The sequence below is a fragment of the Pseudonocardia sp. WMMC193 genome (assembly GCF_021728735.1).
Taxonomy (GTDB): domain Bacteria; phylum Actinomycetota; class Actinomycetes; order Mycobacteriales; family Pseudonocardiaceae; genus Pseudonocardia; species Pseudonocardia oroxyli.
In genome coordinates, this window is record NZ_JAKKDO010000003.1 from 3,177,874 (window position 1) to 3,193,840 (window position 15,967).

The following is a 15,967-nucleotide window of genomic DNA, read 5'->3' on the forward strand; positions in this document are numbered from 1 at the left end:
CGAGCGGCAGGCCTGAGCGGCACGGCCTGAGCGGCACGGCCTGAGCGGCACGGCCCGAGCCTCACCCCAGCCCGTGCACCTCGCGGACGAGCGTGACGATCTCGTCCATCATCTCGGTGAGCTGGTAGTCCTTCGGCGTGAAGACCGCGGCGACGCCCTTCTCCTTCAGCGCCTTCGCGTCCTCGGCGGGGATGATCCCGCCGACGATCACCGGGACGTCGTCCGCGCCCTGGGCGCGCAGCCCGTCGACCACCGCGGGGACGACCTCGAGGTGCGAGCCGGACAGGATCGACAGCCCGACGACGTGCACGCCCTCCTGCACCGCCGCCGCCACGATCTGCGCGGGGGTGAGCCGGATGCCCTGGTACACGACCTCGAACCCGACGTCCCGGGCCCGCACGGCGACCTGTTCGGCTCCGTTGGAGTGCCCGTCGAGGCCGGGCTTGCCGACCAGCATCCGCAGGCGCGTGCCGAGCTCCTCGCCCGTCGCGCGGACCCGCTCCCGCACCTCCGCGATCTCCACCGCGGCCTCCCCGCCTGCGACCGCCGCCGACACCCCGGTCGGCGCCCGGAACTCCCCGAACACCGCGCGCAGCGCCCCGGCCCACTCCCCCGTCGTCACGCCCGCCTTGGCGCAGTCGACGGAGACCTGCATCAGGTTCTCGTCCGTCTTGGCGGCGTCCTGCAGCCGCCGCAGGGCCTCGTCCACCGCGGACTGGTCGCGGGCGGCCCGCCACTCGCGGATCGCCGCGACGGCGGCGGCCTCCGTGGCCGGGTCGACGGTCTCGATCGCCGCCGCGTCGCCCTGCAGCGGGCTCGGCTCGGTGGTCTGGAACCTGTTGACGCCGACGACGACGTCGTCCCCGGACTCGATCCGCCTGCGACGCTCGGCCAGCGCGGTGACCAGCTCGCCCTTCATGTAGCCGTTCTCGACGGCCGCGACCGCGCCGCCCATCTCCTGCACCCGGTCGATCTCGGCCTGGGCGGCCTCGACGAGCTCGGTCACCTTGGCCTCGATCACGACCGAGCCCTCGAAGATGTCCTCGTACTCGAGCAGGTCGGTCTCGTAGGCGAGCACCTGCTGCATGCGCAGCGCCCACTGCTGGTCCCAGGGGCGCGGCAGGCCGAGCGCCTCGTTCCACGCGGGCAGCTGGATCGCGCGGGCGCGGGCGTCCTTGGACAGGGTGACGGCGAGCATCTCCAGCACGATGCGCTGGACGTTGTTCTCCGGCTGGGCCTCGGTGAGCCCGAGCGAGTTGACCTGGACCCCGTAGCGCATGCGCCGCTGCTTGGGGTTCTCGACGCCGTAGCGCTCCAGGGTGATCCGGTCCCACATGCGTGCGAGGGCGCGGAGCTTGCACATCTCCTCGACGAACCGCAGCCCGGCGTTGACGAAGAACGAGATCCGGCCGACGACGTCCCCGAACCGCTCCGGCGGCACCTGCCCGGAGTCGCGCACCGAGTCCAGCACCGCGATCGCGGTGGACAGCGCGTACGCGAGCTCCTGGGCGGGGGTGGCCCCGGCCTCCTGCAGGTGGTAGCTGCAGATGTTGATCGGGTTCCACTTGGGGATCTCGGTGACCGACCAGGCCACCATGTCGGTGATCAGGCGCAGGCTCGGGGCCGGCGGGAAGACGTAGGTCCCGCGGGACAGGTACTCCTTGATGATGTCGTTCTGGGTGGTGCCCGCGAGCGTCGCCCGGTCCGCGCCCTGCTCCTCCGCGACCGCCACGTACAGGGCGAGCAGCCACATCGCGGGCGCGTTGATCGTCATCGAGGTGTTGGCCTCGGCGATCGGGATGCCGTCGAACAGCGTGCGCATGTCGCCGATGTGGCTGACCGGCACGCCGACCTTGCCGACCTCACCCTTGGCCAGCTCGTCGTCCGGGTCGTAGCCGGTCTGGGTGGGCAGGTCGAAGGCCACCGAGAGGCCCGTCTGGCCCTTCGCGAGGTTGCGCCGGTACAGCGCGTTCGACTTCTCGGCGGACGAGTGGCCCGCGTAGGTCCTGATCACCCACGGGCGGTCGCGCTCACGATCGGTCGGGTACGGCACCGGACACCTCCACGTCGAAGAACAGCCCCGGAGGCAAGCTTGCGGAGCCGACCATCGAGCAGATCGTACTGGCCGGTAGCGCCCGCCACACCTGCCGTGTGAGATAGTACGCGGCCTGTCCGGCAAACCGAGCAGAGCGCCGTCAGACCCGGTGGTACCGGGCGTCGAAGAAACAGAAGATCCCGTAGGCCGCGATGCCCAGGGCCACGACGGTCAGGATGACCACGCCGAAGGGCTGCGCCGCGAGCGTCTTCAGCGCCGAGTCCATGCCGTTGGCCTCGTTCGGGTCGAAGCGCACCGCCGCGGAGACGATCAGCACCCCCAGGACGCCGATCGCCACGCCCTTGGCGACGAAGCCGACCTGGCCGAGGCGCTCGTCGAGCATCCGGGCCCGCCGGTCCGCCCCGCCGAGGTCCTGGTCCTCGGTGAACTTCTTCTTCGCACCGTGCCAGGCCATGACCCCGGCTCCGATCACCACGCCGACGCCGACGATCCCGACGATGACCTGACCACCCGGCAGGCCGAGCACGCCCGCGGTGGCCTGTCCCCCGCCGCCGCCCTGCGCACCGCCGTGGACCGCCGCGGAGGCGGTCAGCACGGCGAGACCGGCGTAGACCACGGCCTGCCCAGCGCTGGTCAGGCGCTTGACCAGCTTCTTCTTCTCGTCGTCGACGTAGCCGAACCCCCAGATCGCGGAGGTGACCCGCCACAGCACCACGCACACGAACCCGAGGAAGAGCACCCACAACAGGACGCGGCCGAAGGGCTGCTGCGCGATGGTCGACACCGCACCGCTCTGGTCCGCCTGCCCACCGCCGCCGAACGCCACCTGCAACGCCAGCCAGGCGATCAGCAGGTGCAGCACCCCGTTCGCGGCGATCCCGACCCGGGCGCCCTTGCGGACGGGCTCGCTGCGCCCGGCGCGCCGAGCGCTCCCGCCGCTCGGAGCGGCGTCCCGGACAGAGCGTGCGGCGCTGCGAGCCCGGTCGCCCAGGCTGCCCGACGTCGATGTGGACATGGTTCCTCCGTAGCCGGTCGGCCCCCCGACCCGGGAGAGGTATGCCCCTTATCGGCGCCCTCGAACCCTCCGTCGTCACCCTGCGTCCGCACGCGGATCACACGATCGGAGGCACCCCTACCGGGCGGGGTCGGCCGCCACGCGCTCGATGTCCGCGCCCAGGCCACGCAGGTTCTCGACGAAGCGGGGGTAGCCGCGGTCGATGTGGTCGACGTCCCAGACCTCGGTGGTGCCCTCGGCGCAGAGTCCGGCCAGCACCAGGCCCGCACCGGCGCGGATGTCGCTGGCCCAGACCGGGGCGCTGGAGAGCCGCTCCACCCCCCGGACGACCGCGTGGTGGCCGTCGGTGCGGGCGTCCGCACCCAGACGGACCATCTCGTCGACGAAGCGGAACCGCGCCTCGAAGACGTTCTCGGTGATCATCGAGGTGCCCTCGGCGACCGCGGTCAGCGCGATCGCCATCGGCTGCAGGTCCGTGGCGAACCCGGGGTAGGGCAGCGTCACGAAGTCGACGGCCTGGGGACGCCGCCCGCCCATCGCCACCGAGAACTCCTGGTCGCCGACCGTCGTCTCGGCGCCCGCGCTGCGCAGCTTGTCCAGCACCAGGTCGATGTGGTGCGGGTCCACGCCCCGCACCGTGACCTCGCCGCGGGTCATGCAGGCGGCGAAGGCCCAGGTCGCCCCGACGATCCGGTCCCCGATGACGCGGTGCTCGGTGGGCTGCAGCGAGGACACGCCGTGCACGGTCAGCGTGGACGAGCCGACGCCCTCGAGCCGGGCCCCCATCTGCTGGAGCATCACGCACAGGTCCACGATCTCGGGCTCGCGGGCGGCGTTGTCGATCACCGTGGTGCCCGTGGCCAGCACCGCCGCCATCAGGATGTTCTCGGTGGCGCCGACGCTGGGGAAGTCCAGCCAGATCTGGGCGCCGTGCAGGTCGTCCGCCTGCGCGACGACGCGGCCGTGCTCGATCTCGGTGGTCGCGCCCAGCTTGCGCAGGCCGTTGGCGTGCATGTCCAGCGGGCGCGAGCCGATGGCGTCCCCGCCGGGCAGCGGGACGATGGCCTTGCGGCAGCGCGCGACGAGCGGGCCGAGCACGCAGACCGAGGCCCGCAGCTTGGACACCGGCCGGTAGTCGGCCTGGCTGCCCGGTTCGGCGGGCACGTCGATCGTGACCGTGCCGCCGTCGATCGCGACCGTGCAGCCGAGGCTGCGCAGGACGTCCGCCATGAGCGGCACGTCCAGGATCTCCGGGCAGTTCGTGAGGGTGGTCGTGCCCTCGGCCAGCAGCGCCGCCGCCATCAGCTTCAGCACGCTGTTCTTCGCCCCGACGACGTCGACGACGCCCGAGAGCCGGGCCCCGCCCCGCACCGCGAAATGCTCCGTCACGAACAGCGACGGTAGCGGTTCGGACTCAGCGCCCCGACTCGGGGCCGCCCGGCTGCCACAGCACGTCACCGTCCGGATTCGCACAGCGACCGAGGATGAAGAGCAGGTCAGAGAGCCGGTTGAGGTACTTGGCGGTGAGCGGGTTGGTCCGTTCGGCGTCCTGCTCCAGGAGCGCCCAGACGCTGCGTTCCGCCCGACGGGCCACTGTGCGCGCCACGTGGAGATACGCCGCGCCGGGCGTGCCCCCGGGGAGGATGAACGACGAGAGCTTCGGCAGGCCCTCGTTGAACTCGTCGCACCAGCCCTCGAGCCGGGTGATGTAGCGCTCCTCGACCCGCAGCGGCGGGTACTCCGGGTCCGGGACGATCGGCGCACACAGGTCCGCGCCGACGTCGAACAGGTCGTTCTGCACCTGCCGCAGCGGCACCAGCAGCCGCTCGTCCAGCTGCCCGACGGTCACCGCCACCCCGACGGCGGCGTTGCACTCGTCCGTGTCGGCGTACGCCGCGAGCCGCACATCGGTCTTCGACACCCGCGAGAAGTCCCCGAGCGCGGTCGTCCCGGAGTCCCCGGTCTTGGTGTAGATCCTGGTGAGGTGCACGGCCATGAGCCGAGCCTAACTGGCCTGCCGGTACCCCGGGGGCGCCGCTTCGAGCCAGGAGAGGAAGCCGGTCAGGACGTCCGCGCTCATCGCCAGCTCGACCTCGTGGGCGTCGTCCCGGCACCGGATGACGGACGTCGCGTACGGGATGGCGAAGGACTCACCGGGCAGCGGCGCGCGCCGGTCGACGATCTCGAGATCGTTCCGGTCGATGGCCACCGTGGGCCCCACCCGGAAGCTGGTGAGCCGGTACCAGGCGAACTCGTCGCCGCGGTAGCGACCGACACCGAAGTGCCAGTCGGTGACCGCGAAACGGCGGCGCAGACACAGGTCCACGCCGCCGCCACGCATGAGTCGCACCCGCCGCACGGCGAGCCAGCCGAGGGCGAGACACACGAGCACCAGGACCACACCGACGATGATCGCCACGGTCTCGGCCACAGGTGCTCGTGCTCTCCAGACCTACGCCGAGGCGGATTCCGCGGCTTTGAGCCGCACCTCGGCCCGCTTGCGGGCCGCCACCTCGTCCGGCTCGTCCCCGGTCGCACGGGACAGCGCCGCCTGCGCACGCTTCACGTCGATCTCGTCCGCCTGCTCGGCGAACTCCGCCAGGATCGAGACCGTCTCCGGCCCGATCGAGAGGAACCCGCCGTGCACGGCGACGGTCAGCGACGGGCCGTCGACCGGGTCGATCCGGACGACACCCGCCTCCTCGAGCTGCGCGAGCGTCGGCTCGTGGCCGGGCATGATGCCCAGCTCACCCTCGGTCGTGCGGGCGAGCACGAAGCTCGCCTTGCCCGACCAGAGGCGCCGCTCGACCGCGACCAGCTCCACGGTCATCTCTGCCATCAGACGATCAGCCCTCGAGCTTCTTGCGGTTCTTGTCGAGGTCCTCGAGGCCACCGCAGAGGAAGAACGCCTGCTCGGGCACGTCGTCGAACTCGCCCTTGGCGATCTTGTCGAAGGCCTCGATGGTCTCCTTGAGCGGGACCGTCGACCCCGGCTGGCCGGTGAACTGCTCGGCGACCAGCAGGTTCTGCGACAGGAAGCGCTCGATGCGCCGCGCCCGGCCGACGAGCTGCTTGTCCTCCTCGGACAGCTCGTCGATGCCGAGGATGGCGATGATGTCCTGCAGGTCGTTGTACTTCTGCAGGATCCGCTTGACCTCGTTGGCGACGCGGAAGTGCTCGTCGCCGATGTACTGCGGGTCCAGGATCCGCGAGGTCGAGGTCAGCGGGTCGACCGCCGGGTAGATGCCCTTCTGCGAGATGGGGCGGGAGAGCTCCGTCGTCGCGTCCAGGTGGGCGAAGGTCGTCGCCGGGGCCGGGTCGGTGTAGTCGTCCGCGGGGACGTAGATCGCCTGCATCGAGGTGATCGAGCGGCCACGCGTGGAGGTGATGCGCTCCTGCAGCTCGCCCATCTCGTCCGCCAGCGTCGGCTGGTAACCGACGGCGGACGGCATGCGGCCGAGCAGCGTGGAGACCTCGGACCCGGCCTGGGTGAACCGGAAGATGTTGTCGATGAAGAGCAGCACGTCCTGGTTCTGCTCGTCACGGAAGTACTCGGCCATGGTCAGGGCCGACAGGGCGACGCGCATACGCGTGCCCGGCGGCTCGTCCATCTGGCCGAAGACGAGCGCGGTGTCGTTGATGACGCCGGACTCGGTCATCTCCGTGATGAGGTCGTTGCCCTCACGGGTGCGCTCGCCGACCCCGGCGAACACCGACGTACCACCGAAGTTCTTGGCGACACGGGTGATCATCTCCTGGATGAGCACCGTCTTGCCGACGCCGGCGCCGCCGAACAGGCCGATCTTCCCACCCTGCACGTACGGGGTGAGCAGGTCGATGACCTTGATGCCGGTCTCCAGCATCTCGGTGCGACCCTCGAGCTGGTCGAAGTTCGGCGCCTTGCGGTGGATGCCCCAGAGCTCACCGGTCGGCTTGAAGTCCTTGTCGTCCAGGCAGTCGCCCAGCGCGTTGAACACGTGGCCCTTGACCTGGTCGCCCACGGGGACCGAGATCGGACGGCCGAGGTCCTTGACCTCCTGGCCGCGGACGAGGCCGTCCGTGGGCTGCATGGAGATGGCGCGGACCAGGTTGTCGCCCAGGTGCTGGGCGATCTCCAGGGTCAGCGTCTTGGACAGCTCACCGAACTCGATCTCCACGGTGAGGGCGTTGTAGAGCTCCGGCACCTGGTTGCGCGGGAACTCGACGTCGACGACCGGGCCCGTGACCCGGACGACCCGGCCAACCCTGGTCTGGGTCGCGGAATCAGCAGTGGCGGTCATCAGCTCTCACTTCCTGCGGTCACAAGAGCGTCGGCGCCACCGACGATCTCGCTGATCTCCTGGGTGATCTGTGCCTGGCGGGCCTGGTTGGCCTCCAGTGTCAGAGTACGGATCAACTCGTTCGCGTTGTCCGTCGCGGCCTTCATGGCCCGCTGCCGGTTCGCCGACTCGCTCGCCGCCGACTCCAACAGGGCCGCGAACAGCCGCGCCCCGATGTACTTCGGCAGCAGCGCGTCGAACAGCACGTCCGCGCTGGGCTCGAACTCGTACAGCTGCTTGACCTCGTTCGGGTCCGACCGGATGGGCTCGGGCTCCCCGGCCACCGTGTCGACCTCGTCCGCGTACTCGACCTCCATGGGCGCCATCCGCCGCGCCTGCGGCAGCTGGGTGACCATGTTCTTGAACTGCGTGTACACGAGGTGCAGCTCGTCGACGCCCTCGACGCCGTCCGCGTTGCCCTCGGCGTCGTCCTGCCCCGCCATGAACGCGGTCACGAGCTCGCGCGCCGCCACCGCGGCGTCCTCGTAGCTCGGCTGCTCGGAGAAGCCCGTCCAGCTCGCCGCGACCGGGCGCCTGCGGAAGCGGTAGTAGCTCACGCCCTTGCGCCCGATCACGTAGAGCACCGGCTCCTTGCCCTGCTCGCGCAGGAGCGACTGGAGCTGCTCGGCCTCCTTGAGCACGTTGGCGTTGTAGCCACCGCACTGGCCGCGGTCACTGGTCACGACCAGCACCGCGGCGCGCTTGGCGTTCGGCCGCTCGACGAGCAGCGGGTGGTCCAGCGCCGAGTTGGAGGCCAGCTCGGTGAGGACCGCCGTCATCTGCTCGGCGTAGGGCTTCGCCTCCTCCACCCGGGCGCGGGCCTTCGCGATCCGCGAGGTCGCGATGAGCTCCATCGCCCGAGTGATCTTCTTGATGGACTGCGTCGACCTGATCCGCCGCCGCAGCACACGGATCTGTGCCGCCATGGGTCCCTACCCGTCAGCTCGAAGCCGGCGCCGGCTTGTTGACCTTCACCGTCTCCTGGTCGACCTCGTCGGCCTCGAGGGCCTCCGCCTTGGCCTCCTTGACGACCGACGAGCCGTCCGACGCGGTGAAGTCCTTCTTGAAGTCGTCCACGATGCCCTGCAGCCGCTCGACGTTCTCGTCCTTGAGCAGCCCGGTGTCCCGGATCTCCGCGAAGACGCCCTCGTGGTTGCGCCGCACGTGCGCGAGGAAGTCCGACTCGAACCGGGCCACGTCGGCGACCGGGACGGAGTCCAGCTGGCCGGTGGTGCCCAGCCAGATGGAGACGACCTCCTCCTCGACCGCGAACGGCGCGTACTGCGCCTGCTTCAGCAGCTCGACGAGGCGCTCACCGCGACCCAGCGCCGCGGCCGAGGCCGCGTCGAGGTCCGAGCCGAAGGCCGCGAAGGCCTCGAGCTCGCGGTACTGCGACAGGTCCAGCCGCAGCGAGCCGGACACCGCCCGCATGGCCTTGATCTGCGCCGACCCGCCGACCCGGGAGACCGAGATGCCGACGTTGATGGCCGGCCGCACACCCTGGTTGAACAGGTCCGACTCCAGGAAGACCTGGCCGTCGGTGATGGAGATGACGTTCGTCGGGATGTAGGCCGAGACGTCGTTCGCCTTGGTCTCGATGATCGGCAGACCGGTCATCGAGCCGCTGCCGAGCTCCTTGTTGAGCTTGGCGCAGCGCTCCAGCAGGCGGGAGTGCAAGTAGAAGACGTCACCCGGGTAGGCCTCGCGGCCCGGCGGGCGGCGCAGCAGCAGCGAGATCGCGCGGTAGGCCTCGGCCTGCTTGGACAGGTCGTCGAAGACGATCAGGACGTGCTTGCCCTGGTACATCCAGTGCTGGCCCAGCGACGACCCGGTGTAGGGGGCGAGCCACTTGAAGCCGGCCGGGTCGGAGGCGGGGGCCGCGACGATCGTCGTGTACTCCAGCGCGCCCGCGTCCTCGAGCGACTGCCGGACACCGGCGATCGTCGAGCCCTTCTGGCCGACGGCGACGTAGATGCAGCGGACCTGCTTCGTCGGGTCGCCCGACTCCCAGTTCTGCTTCTGGTTGATGATCGTGTCGACGCAGACGGCGGTCTTGCCCGTCTTGCGGTCACCGATGATCAGCTGGCGCTGGCCCCGGCCGATCGGCGTCATCGCGTCGATGGCCTTGATGCCGGTCTGCAGCGGCTCGCGGACCTCCTGGCGGTCCATCACGCCCGCGGCCTGCAGCTCGAGGATGCGGCGCGTCTCGGCCTCGATGTCACCGAGCCCGTCGATGGGGTTGCCCAGCGGGTCGATCACGCGGCCGAGGAAGGCCTCGCCCACGGGCACCGAGAGGATCTCGCCGGTCCGCTTCACGGACTGGCCCTCCTCGATGCCGGCGTAGTCGCCGAGGATGACCGCGCCGATCTCGCGCGCGTCCAGGTTCAGCGCGACGCCGCGCACCCCGCCGTCGAACTCGAGGAGCTCGTTGGTCATCGCCGAGGGCAGGCCCTCGACGTGGGCGATGCCGTCACCGGTGTCCGAGACGGTCCCGACCTCTTCACGGGCCGTGCCGGTCTCCAGCGACGAGACGTAGCCGGCAATCGCGCTCCGGATCTCCTCCGGGGAGATCGTCAGCTCTGTCATGGCAGTCGTCTGTTCCTTCTTCTCGTGAGGTGTCAGCTCGGGATGGCTCGACGGGCGGCGGCGAGCTTGCCGCTCACGCTTCCGTCGATGACCTCGTCGCCGACCCGGATGACCATGCCGCCGAGCAGGCTCTCGTCGAGCTCGGTCGCCAACGCGATGTCCCGCCCGTAGATCCGGGTGAGGGACGCGGTGAGCTGCTGCTCCTGCGCCGCGGTCAGCGCCACGGCCGTGCGCACGTAGGCGACCGACCGGCTGCGCCGGGCGGCGGCGAGCTCGGCGAGCTCCTCGGCCGCGACGTCCAGGTGCCGGGCCCGCGGGGTGCGGACCAGGTCCCGCAGGAGCGCGGCGGTGACGGGGTAGACCTTGGTGCCGAGCACCGCGTCGAGCAGCTCGACCCGCTTGTCGGCGGGCACGTCGGTGTCCGCCAGCAGGGTGGTCAGCTCCGGCTCGCGCTCCAGGATCCGGCCGAACCGGAACAGCTGGTCCTCGACGTCGTCGAGGGCGCGCTGCTTCTCGGCCGCGGCCAGCAACGCCGTGCGGGCGAGCGACTCGGTGCCCTCGACCAGGTCGCTCGGGTTGGACCAGCGGGCCTCGACGAGGTCGGTGACCGTGGCCAGGGTGGCCGCGGAGACCTTGCCGCCGAGCACGCTCGACGCCAGGGACGCGCGCTGCTCGCCGCTCGTCGCCGGGTCCGAGAAGGCCCGCCGCAGCGCCCGCTCGGCGACGAGCAGCCGCGTGACCGCGTACAGCTCCTCGCCCAGCTTCTGCCGGTCGCCCGCCGCCAGCGGCGTGAGCCGCTGCTCGAAGCTCGTCGACACCGCGTCCAGGGCCTCGCGGCTCCTGGCCGCCAGAACCAGTGCCATCAGCGCGCCCCCATCCCGTCCAGGTCGGCCAAGAAGCTGTCCACGGTGGCCGACCGGCGGGCCGGGTCGGCCAGCTCGGCGCCGAGGAGACGCTCGGCGAGGTCGGCGGACAGGCCGCCGATCTCCCCGCGCAGCGAACGCTGCGCGGCCTCACGCTGGGCCGTGGCCTGCTGGTCGGCCTGCGCGCGGATGCGCGCGGCCTCCTCCTCGGCCTCGGTCCGGAGCTCGGCCTTGATCTGCTGCGCCTCGGCCCGGGCGTCGTCTCGGATGCGGGCGGTCTCGTCCCGCACGCCGTCCAGTCGGCTCTGGGCGCTCTTCTTGAGCTCCTCGGCCTCCGCCTCGGCCTCCTCGGCCCGCGCCAGCCCGGTGCGGATCGACTCGGTCTTCGCCGCGTAGGACTTGTTGAGCGTGGGCAGGCCCGCTTTCGCCAGCACCCACAGCAGGAGCGCGAAGGCGATCAGACCGACGATGATCTCGACGGTGTGCGGCCAGATGGGGTGCAGCTCCCCCTCAGCAGCCAGAATCATGGGTGTGTGCTCCTCCGCCTACGACCCGGGAAGGGGTCGATCAGGCACCGAGCGCGAACGCGAGCACCAGGCCCAGGATGGCGAGCGCCTCGGAGAGCGCGAAGCCGATGAACGCGATGCCCTGCAGCTGGCCGCGGGCCTCCGGCTGGCGCGCCACGCCGTTGATGAAGGCGGCGAAGACGATGCCGACACCGATACCGGGGCCGATGGCCGAGAGGCCGTAACCGATGGTGTTGAGGTTACCGACGATGTTCACGGTGACCGCTTTCCTTTCGAGATGTCCGCGGACGGCTCCGCGGGCTGACGAGGGTCTGGGGGGCGACTAGTGGTCGTCCGCGAGCACGGTGCCGATGTACGACGCCGTGAGCATCACGAAGATGTAGGCCTGCACGACCTGGATGAAGGCCTCGAAGAAGGTGAAGACGAGGCCCATCGCGAAGGCGAAGGGCGAGAGGACCTTCAGCAGGATGCTGTCCGCGACGACGAGCATGTACTCGCCACCGAGGATGAACAGCACCAGCAGGAGGTGGCCGGCGAACATGTTGCCGAACAGTCGCAGCGACAGGGTGACCGGCCGCAGGATGATGTTCGACAGGAACTCGATCGGCGTGAGGATGATGCGCACCCACCACGGCACGTCCGGCGGCCAGGTGGAGATCCGCATGTACCCGCCGAAGCCGTGGTGCCGGATGCCGGCGTAGGTGAACACCAGCCAGACCAGCCCGGCCAGCGCGTAGGGCACGCCCGGGTGGCTGAACGTGGGGAACTGCAGGATCGGGATGATCCCGAACAGGTTGTTCACCAGCACGAACGCGAACAGCGCGGTCAGGAACGGGACGTACTTCAGGAACTCCGGCCCGATCATGTCCCGGGCGATCGAGTTGCGGACGATCCCGTGGAAGGACTCGCCGAGGAACTGGCCCTTGCTCGGCACCAGCTGCATCCGGCTGGTCGCGACCCGGAACAGCACGACGATGATGATCGCCGCGAGCACGAGCTGCAGAACCGGCTTCGTGACGGACCCGAAGAGGGCCGGAAGCTGGAAGGCGTCGACCCCGGGCGCCTCGAAACCCGGGGCCGGGGCGGTGGCCGTCATGGTCACCCAATGCTCCTTTCGGTTCCGCGGGCGGGACCTGCGGAATCGAGACGATCAGGACTTAACGTACCTGACGTAGATCAAGTACATCGAGGCCGCCGCGCCGGCCAGCAAACCGGCCACCGTGAAGCCCCGCAGGTCGAACAGTTCGTCCACACCCCACCCGATCCCCCCGAAGAGGAGGATGCCGGTCAGGAGGTGCGACAGAGCGGTCCAGGCCTCGGCCGGATGCGGCGTGCGGGCCGGTTTCTGTCCGCCGGCCGCGCCGCTCACCTCACGCGGCTGTTCCTGCTCCATCACGAGGGACCCTATCAGCCGTATTACGCACTCCTTACCGGGCACGACCTGCCCGGACCGCTCGGACGGGGCGATCCTCACCGTCCGCGAACCCCGGAACCGGCCGGACGTCGCTCTATCGCCTGTAGAAGTTCGAAATCGGACGTGACGCAGGTCGCTTTGAGACTGCGATCACGGACACATCGGACACCTCGGACAGGTTCGCGAAGTTCACTCGTTCAGCCGAACGAGTGGGAGGGGACGCCCCCTCCCGTGGGACAGGTCGGGGCTGTTCAGACGTCCACGGACGGGGCCTTGGCCCGGACGAACCCGATGCACTCCCCCACGATCCACGCCAGGGTGACGCCCGCCAGGGAGAAGGCGAAGGTCTGGTTGTCGAACAGCGACGTCCCGCGGAACACGATCACGAACACCAGGAGCACGACGAACTTCCCGGCGAACGAGGCCATCGCCCCGACCATCACCCCGCCCGGGGTGGCCCGGGCCGTCGCGCGCATGACCCAGGTGCCCGCGAACCCGAGCACCAGCCCGATCACCACGCCGACCGCGCCGCCGACGAGCCCGTGGGTGCCGCGGAACACCAGGCTCAGCACCAGGGCGACGACGGCCGCGCCGACACCCCCGATCACCGCGTACCGCTGCATGGCGGCGGCCAGCTTGAGCACCGTCGTGACGTGCGGGGGGTCCTGCGGGGTGGTCATGCTCAACTCCGGGTCGCTGTCGGTGGCCGGGCCCGTGCGGTCGTGCGCGCCCGGGGCACCGCGGTGGCCAGCACCGCCACACCCAGGCCGAACGCGACCGTCCAGAGCACGAGGGCCGGGTCGTCGATCAGGGCGAGGGCCACCGCGCCGAACGCGAGGATCCCCGCCCACAGGTAGATCAGGAGCACCGCGCGCCGCTGGCTGTGCCCGATCTCGAGCAGGCGGTGGTGCAGGTGCATCTTGTCAGGTGAGAAGGGGCTCATCCCGGCCCGGGTCCGCCGGACGACCGCCATCAGCAGGTCCAGGATCGGCACGAACGCCACCGCGAGCAGCACGATGAGCGGCGCGAACAGGGCGAGGATGTCCGACCCGTCCGTCGTCGTGGTGATCGGGATGCGGCCCGACGCGCTCGTCGTGGCCGCCGCGAGCATCAGCCCGATCAGCATCGAGCCGGAGTCCCCCATGAAGATGCGGGCCGGGTTGAAGTTGTGCGGCAGGAAGCCCAGGCAGGCCCCGGCCAGCACCGACGCCATCAGCGCGGGCGGGTAGGCGGCGGCGTCGTTGCCGTTCTCCTGGACCAGCCCGATGGCGAACGCGCAGGTGGCGGTCGCGGCGATCAGGCCGATGCCGGCGGCGAGCCCGTCGAGCCCGTCGACGAAGTTCATGGCGTTGACCAGGGCGACCGTCAGCACGACGGTGAGCACCACACCCTGCTCGGGCCCGAGCGACAGGATCGAGCCGGAGATGCCGGTGCCCCCGCCGCCCCACGGGATCCAGAACACCGAGAACTGCACGCCGAACAGGACGAGCACACCGGCGGCGGTGACCTGACCGGCCGCCTTGGTGATCGCGTCGAGCTCGTAGCGGTCGTCCAGGGCTCCGACCAGCACCAGGAGGGCGGCGGCGAGGAGCACGCCCTGGACGTCTCGCGAGTAGTCGAACGCCAGCCGCAGCGCCGGGAGCTGGGCCGCCAGCCCGATCCCGGCGAGCACGCCGCCGAACATCGCCAGCCCGCCCCAGCGGGGTGTCGGGGTGACGTGCACGTCCCGGCCGCGGGGCCAGGCCACCGCGCCGAGCCGGAGCGCGAGCACGCGCACCAGCCCGACCAGCAGGAACGTGACGACGGCGGCCGCCAGCCCGACCAGCAGGTACTCCCGGATCGGGAGACCCAGGCCGAAGCTGGACTGGGCGAGCGGCATCTACCGAGCGTAGGCCGGGACCCGGGAGACGAGGGCGGTGACCCGCTCGGCGACGTCCGCCAGCTCGCGGTCGCCCGCAGGCGTGCCGTGCTCCGCCTTGACCGCGCGGGCCAGCAGCGAGGCGATCTCCGCCATGTCGCTCTCGACCATGCCCTGGGTGGTGGTGCTCGGCGAGCCCACCCGGATGCCCGACGGCTTCATCGGCGGGGCCGGGTCGTACGGGATCGAGTTCTTGTTCAGCGTGATGCGCGCGAGGTCGCACCGGGCCTCGGCCTCGGAGCCGGTGACGCCGATGGGCCGCAGGTCGATGAGCGCGAGGTGGGTGTCCGTGCCGCCGGAGACCGCCCGCATGCCCTCCGCCTCGAGGCCCTTCGCCAGCGCCTGGGCGTTCGCGATGACCTGCGCGGCGTACGCCTGGTACTCGGGCTGCGCCGCCTCCTTCATCGCGACGGCCTTGGCCGCGACCGAGTGCATCAGCGGGCCGCCCTGCGAGAACGGGAAGACGGCCTTGTCGATCGCCTTGGCGTGCTCGGCCTTCGTCAGGATCATGCCGCCGCGCGGGCCGCGCAGCACCTTGTGCGTGGTGGCCGTGACGACGTCCGCGAAGGGCACCGGCGACGGGATGGCCTTACCTGCGACCAGGCCGATGAAGTGCGCCGCGTCGACCATCAGCTTGGCGCCGACCTCGTCGGCGATCTCGCGGAAGAGCGCGAAGTCGATCAGCCGCGGGTAAGCGGTGGCGCCGGCGATGATGATCTTCGGCCGGTGCTCGCGGGCCAGGTCGCGGACCTGGTCGTAGTCGATGAGCTCGCTGTCCTCGCGGACGGTGTAGCTCACGGCGTGGAACCACAGGCCGGAGAAGTTGACCTTGGACCCGTGGGTCAGGTGGCCGCCCTGCTTGAGGTCCATGGCCAGCACGGTGTCGCCGGGCTTGGCGAACGCGGCGTAGGCCGCGAGGTTCGCGCTGGCGCCGGAGTGCGGCTGCAGGTTGACGTGCTCGGCGCCGAAGAGCTCCTTCGCGCGCGCGTTGCCGATCTCCTCGGCGACGTCCACGACCTGGCAGCCGCCGTAGTAGCGGCGGCCAGGGTAGCCCTCGGCGTACTTGTTGGACAGCGTGGAGCCCAGGGCCGCGAGGACGGCCGGGCTGGTGAGGTTCTCGCTCGCGATGAGCTGCAGTCCGCCGCGCAGGCGCTCCAGCTCGTCGAGGACGACACCGGCGATCTCCGGGTCCTCCTGCTGCAGGGCCCCGAAGTCCGGGCCCCAGAACGGAATGTCGCTGCGCTCGCTCACGAGGCACCAGGCTACCTG

17 protein-coding genes are annotated in these 15,967 nt (G+C 70.7%); all 17 read right to left on the reverse strand.

Annotated elements, in window-relative coordinates; genetic code table 11:
• Positions 1–61: 61 nt before the first annotated feature.
• Positions 62–2,053, reverse strand: a complete 1,992-nt coding sequence (locus L3X23_RS16475) for a protein meaA (RefSeq protein ID WP_237193027.1) — start codon at positions 2,051–2,053, stop codon at positions 62–64.
• A gap of 142 nt (positions 2,054–2,195) precedes the next feature.
• Positions 2,196–3,071 (reverse strand): DUF1206 domain-containing protein, encoded by an 876-nt coding sequence (locus tag L3X23_RS16480; protein ID WP_237193028.1) that lies wholly within the window; start codon positions 3,069–3,071, stop codon positions 2,196–2,198.
• Between the two features lie 117 nt (positions 3,072–3,188).
• A complete protein-coding gene (gene murA, locus L3X23_RS16485) occupies positions 3,189–4,460 on the reverse strand; it encodes a UDP-N-acetylglucosamine 1-carboxyvinyltransferase (protein WP_237193029.1) in 1,272 nt (423 codons plus the stop codon).
• Between the two features lie 25 nt (positions 4,461–4,485).
• Positions 4,486–5,067 (reverse strand): cob(I)yrinic acid a,c-diamide adenosyltransferase, encoded by a 582-nt coding sequence (locus tag L3X23_RS16490; RefSeq protein WP_093081997.1) that lies wholly within the window; start codon positions 5,065–5,067, stop codon positions 4,486–4,488.
• A 9-nt stretch (positions 5,068–5,076) separates the two neighbouring features.
• Complete coding sequence (locus L3X23_RS16495) at positions 5,077–5,502, reverse strand: DUF2550 domain-containing protein (protein ID WP_237193030.1); 426 nt, start codon at positions 5,500–5,502, stop codon at positions 5,077–5,079.
• Between the two features lie 21 nt (positions 5,503–5,523).
• A complete protein-coding gene (locus tag L3X23_RS16500; RefSeq protein WP_093082000.1) occupies positions 5,524–5,910 on the reverse strand; it encodes a F0F1 ATP synthase subunit epsilon in 387 nt (128 codons plus the stop codon).
• Between the two features lie 7 nt (positions 5,911–5,917).
• On the reverse strand, positions 5,918–7,351 hold the full coding sequence (gene atpD, locus L3X23_RS16505) for a F0F1 ATP synthase subunit beta (protein ID WP_237193031.1): 1,434 nt from the start codon (positions 7,349–7,351) through the stop codon (positions 5,918–5,920).
• Positions 7,351–8,316 (reverse strand): F0F1 ATP synthase subunit gamma, encoded by a 966-nt coding sequence (locus tag L3X23_RS16510; protein WP_237193032.1) that lies wholly within the window; start codon positions 8,314–8,316, stop codon positions 7,351–7,353. The genes atpD and L3X23_RS16510 overlap by 1 nt, the downstream gene beginning before the upstream one ends.
• Positions 8,317–8,329: 13 nt before the next feature.
• Positions 8,330–9,976, reverse strand: coding sequence for a F0F1 ATP synthase subunit alpha (atpA, locus tag L3X23_RS16515; RefSeq protein ID WP_093082012.1), 1,647 nt, complete (start codon positions 9,974–9,976; stop codon positions 8,330–8,332).
• Between the two features lie 32 nt (positions 9,977–10,008).
• Positions 10,009–10,839 carry a F0F1 ATP synthase subunit delta gene (locus L3X23_RS16520; protein ID WP_237193033.1) on the reverse strand — a complete coding sequence of 277 codons (831 nt, stop codon included), beginning with the start codon at positions 10,837–10,839 and terminating at the stop codon, positions 10,009–10,011.
• Positions 10,839–11,366 (reverse strand): F0F1 ATP synthase subunit B, encoded by a 528-nt coding sequence (locus L3X23_RS16525; RefSeq protein ID WP_237193034.1) that lies wholly within the window; start codon positions 11,364–11,366, stop codon positions 10,839–10,841. The genes L3X23_RS16520 and L3X23_RS16525 overlap by 1 nt, the downstream gene beginning before the upstream one ends.
• Positions 11,367–11,406: 40 nt before the next feature.
• Positions 11,407–11,622 carry an ATP synthase F0 subunit C gene (atpE, locus tag L3X23_RS16530; protein WP_218129788.1) on the reverse strand — a complete coding sequence of 72 codons (216 nt, stop codon included), beginning with the start codon at positions 11,620–11,622 and terminating at the stop codon, positions 11,407–11,409.
• 66 nt (positions 11,623–11,688) lie between these two features.
• A complete protein-coding gene (gene atpB, locus L3X23_RS16535; protein WP_093082648.1) occupies positions 11,689–12,462 on the reverse strand; it encodes a F0F1 ATP synthase subunit A in 774 nt (257 codons plus the stop codon).
• Positions 12,463–12,516: 54 nt separating this feature from the next.
• Complete coding sequence (locus L3X23_RS16540; RefSeq protein WP_093082653.1) at positions 12,517–12,759, reverse strand: AtpZ/AtpI family protein; 243 nt, start codon at positions 12,757–12,759, stop codon at positions 12,517–12,519.
• A gap of 272 nt (positions 12,760–13,031) precedes the next feature.
• Positions 13,032–13,460, reverse strand: coding sequence for a hypothetical protein (locus L3X23_RS16545; protein WP_093082026.1), 429 nt, complete (start codon positions 13,458–13,460; stop codon positions 13,032–13,034).
• Between the two features lie 2 nt (positions 13,461–13,462).
• Complete coding sequence (locus L3X23_RS16550; protein ID WP_237193035.1) at positions 13,463–14,659, reverse strand: glycosyltransferase family 4 protein; 1,197 nt, start codon at positions 14,657–14,659, stop codon at positions 13,463–13,465.
• Positions 14,660–15,949: a serine hydroxymethyltransferase gene (glyA, locus tag L3X23_RS16555; protein ID WP_237193036.1), complete on the reverse strand. Its 1,290-nt coding sequence runs from the start codon at positions 15,947–15,949 to the stop codon at positions 14,660–14,662.
• Positions 15,950–15,967 lie beyond the last annotated feature (18 nt).

Coding starts and splice junctions, on each gene's coding strand:
- atpD (WP_237193031.1), bottom strand. CDS start 7,351: ATGACCGCCACTGCTGATTCCGCGACCCAGACCAGGGTTGGCCGGGTC.
- atpA (WP_093082012.1), bottom strand. CDS start 9,976: ATGACAGAGCTGACGATCTCCCCGGAGGAGATCCGGAGCGCGATTGCC.
- L3X23_RS16545 (WP_093082026.1), bottom strand. CDS start 13,460: ATGACCACCCCGCAGGACCCCCCGCACGTCACGACGGTGCTCAAGCTG.
- atpB (WP_093082648.1), bottom strand. CDS start 12,462: ATGACGGCCACCGCCCCGGCCCCGGGTTTCGAGGCGCCCGGGGTCGAC.
- L3X23_RS16490 (WP_093081997.1), bottom strand. CDS start 5,067: ATGGCCGTGCACCTCACCAGGATCTACACCAAGACCGGGGACTCCGGG.
- L3X23_RS16480 (WP_237193028.1), bottom strand. CDS start 3,071: ATGTCCACATCGACGTCGGGCAGCCTGGGCGACCGGGCTCGCAGCGCC.
- L3X23_RS16510 (WP_237193032.1), bottom strand. CDS start 8,316: ATGGCGGCACAGATCCGTGTGCTGCGGCGGCGGATCAGGTCGACGCAG.
- L3X23_RS16520 (WP_237193033.1), bottom strand. CDS start 10,839: ATGGCACTGGTTCTGGCGGCCAGGAGCCGCGAGGCCCTGGACGCGGTG.
- L3X23_RS16525 (WP_237193034.1), bottom strand. CDS start 11,366: ATGATTCTGGCTGCTGAGGGGGAGCTGCACCCCATCTGGCCGCACACC.
- L3X23_RS16540 (WP_093082653.1), bottom strand. CDS start 12,759: ATGGAGCAGGAACAGCCGCGTGAGGTGAGCGGCGCGGCCGGCGGACAG.
- L3X23_RS16550 (WP_237193035.1), bottom strand. CDS start 14,659: ATGCCGCTCGCCCAGTCCAGCTTCGGCCTGGGTCTCCCGATCCGGGAG.
- L3X23_RS16500 (WP_093082000.1), bottom strand. CDS start 5,910: ATGGCAGAGATGACCGTGGAGCTGGTCGCGGTCGAGCGGCGCCTCTGG.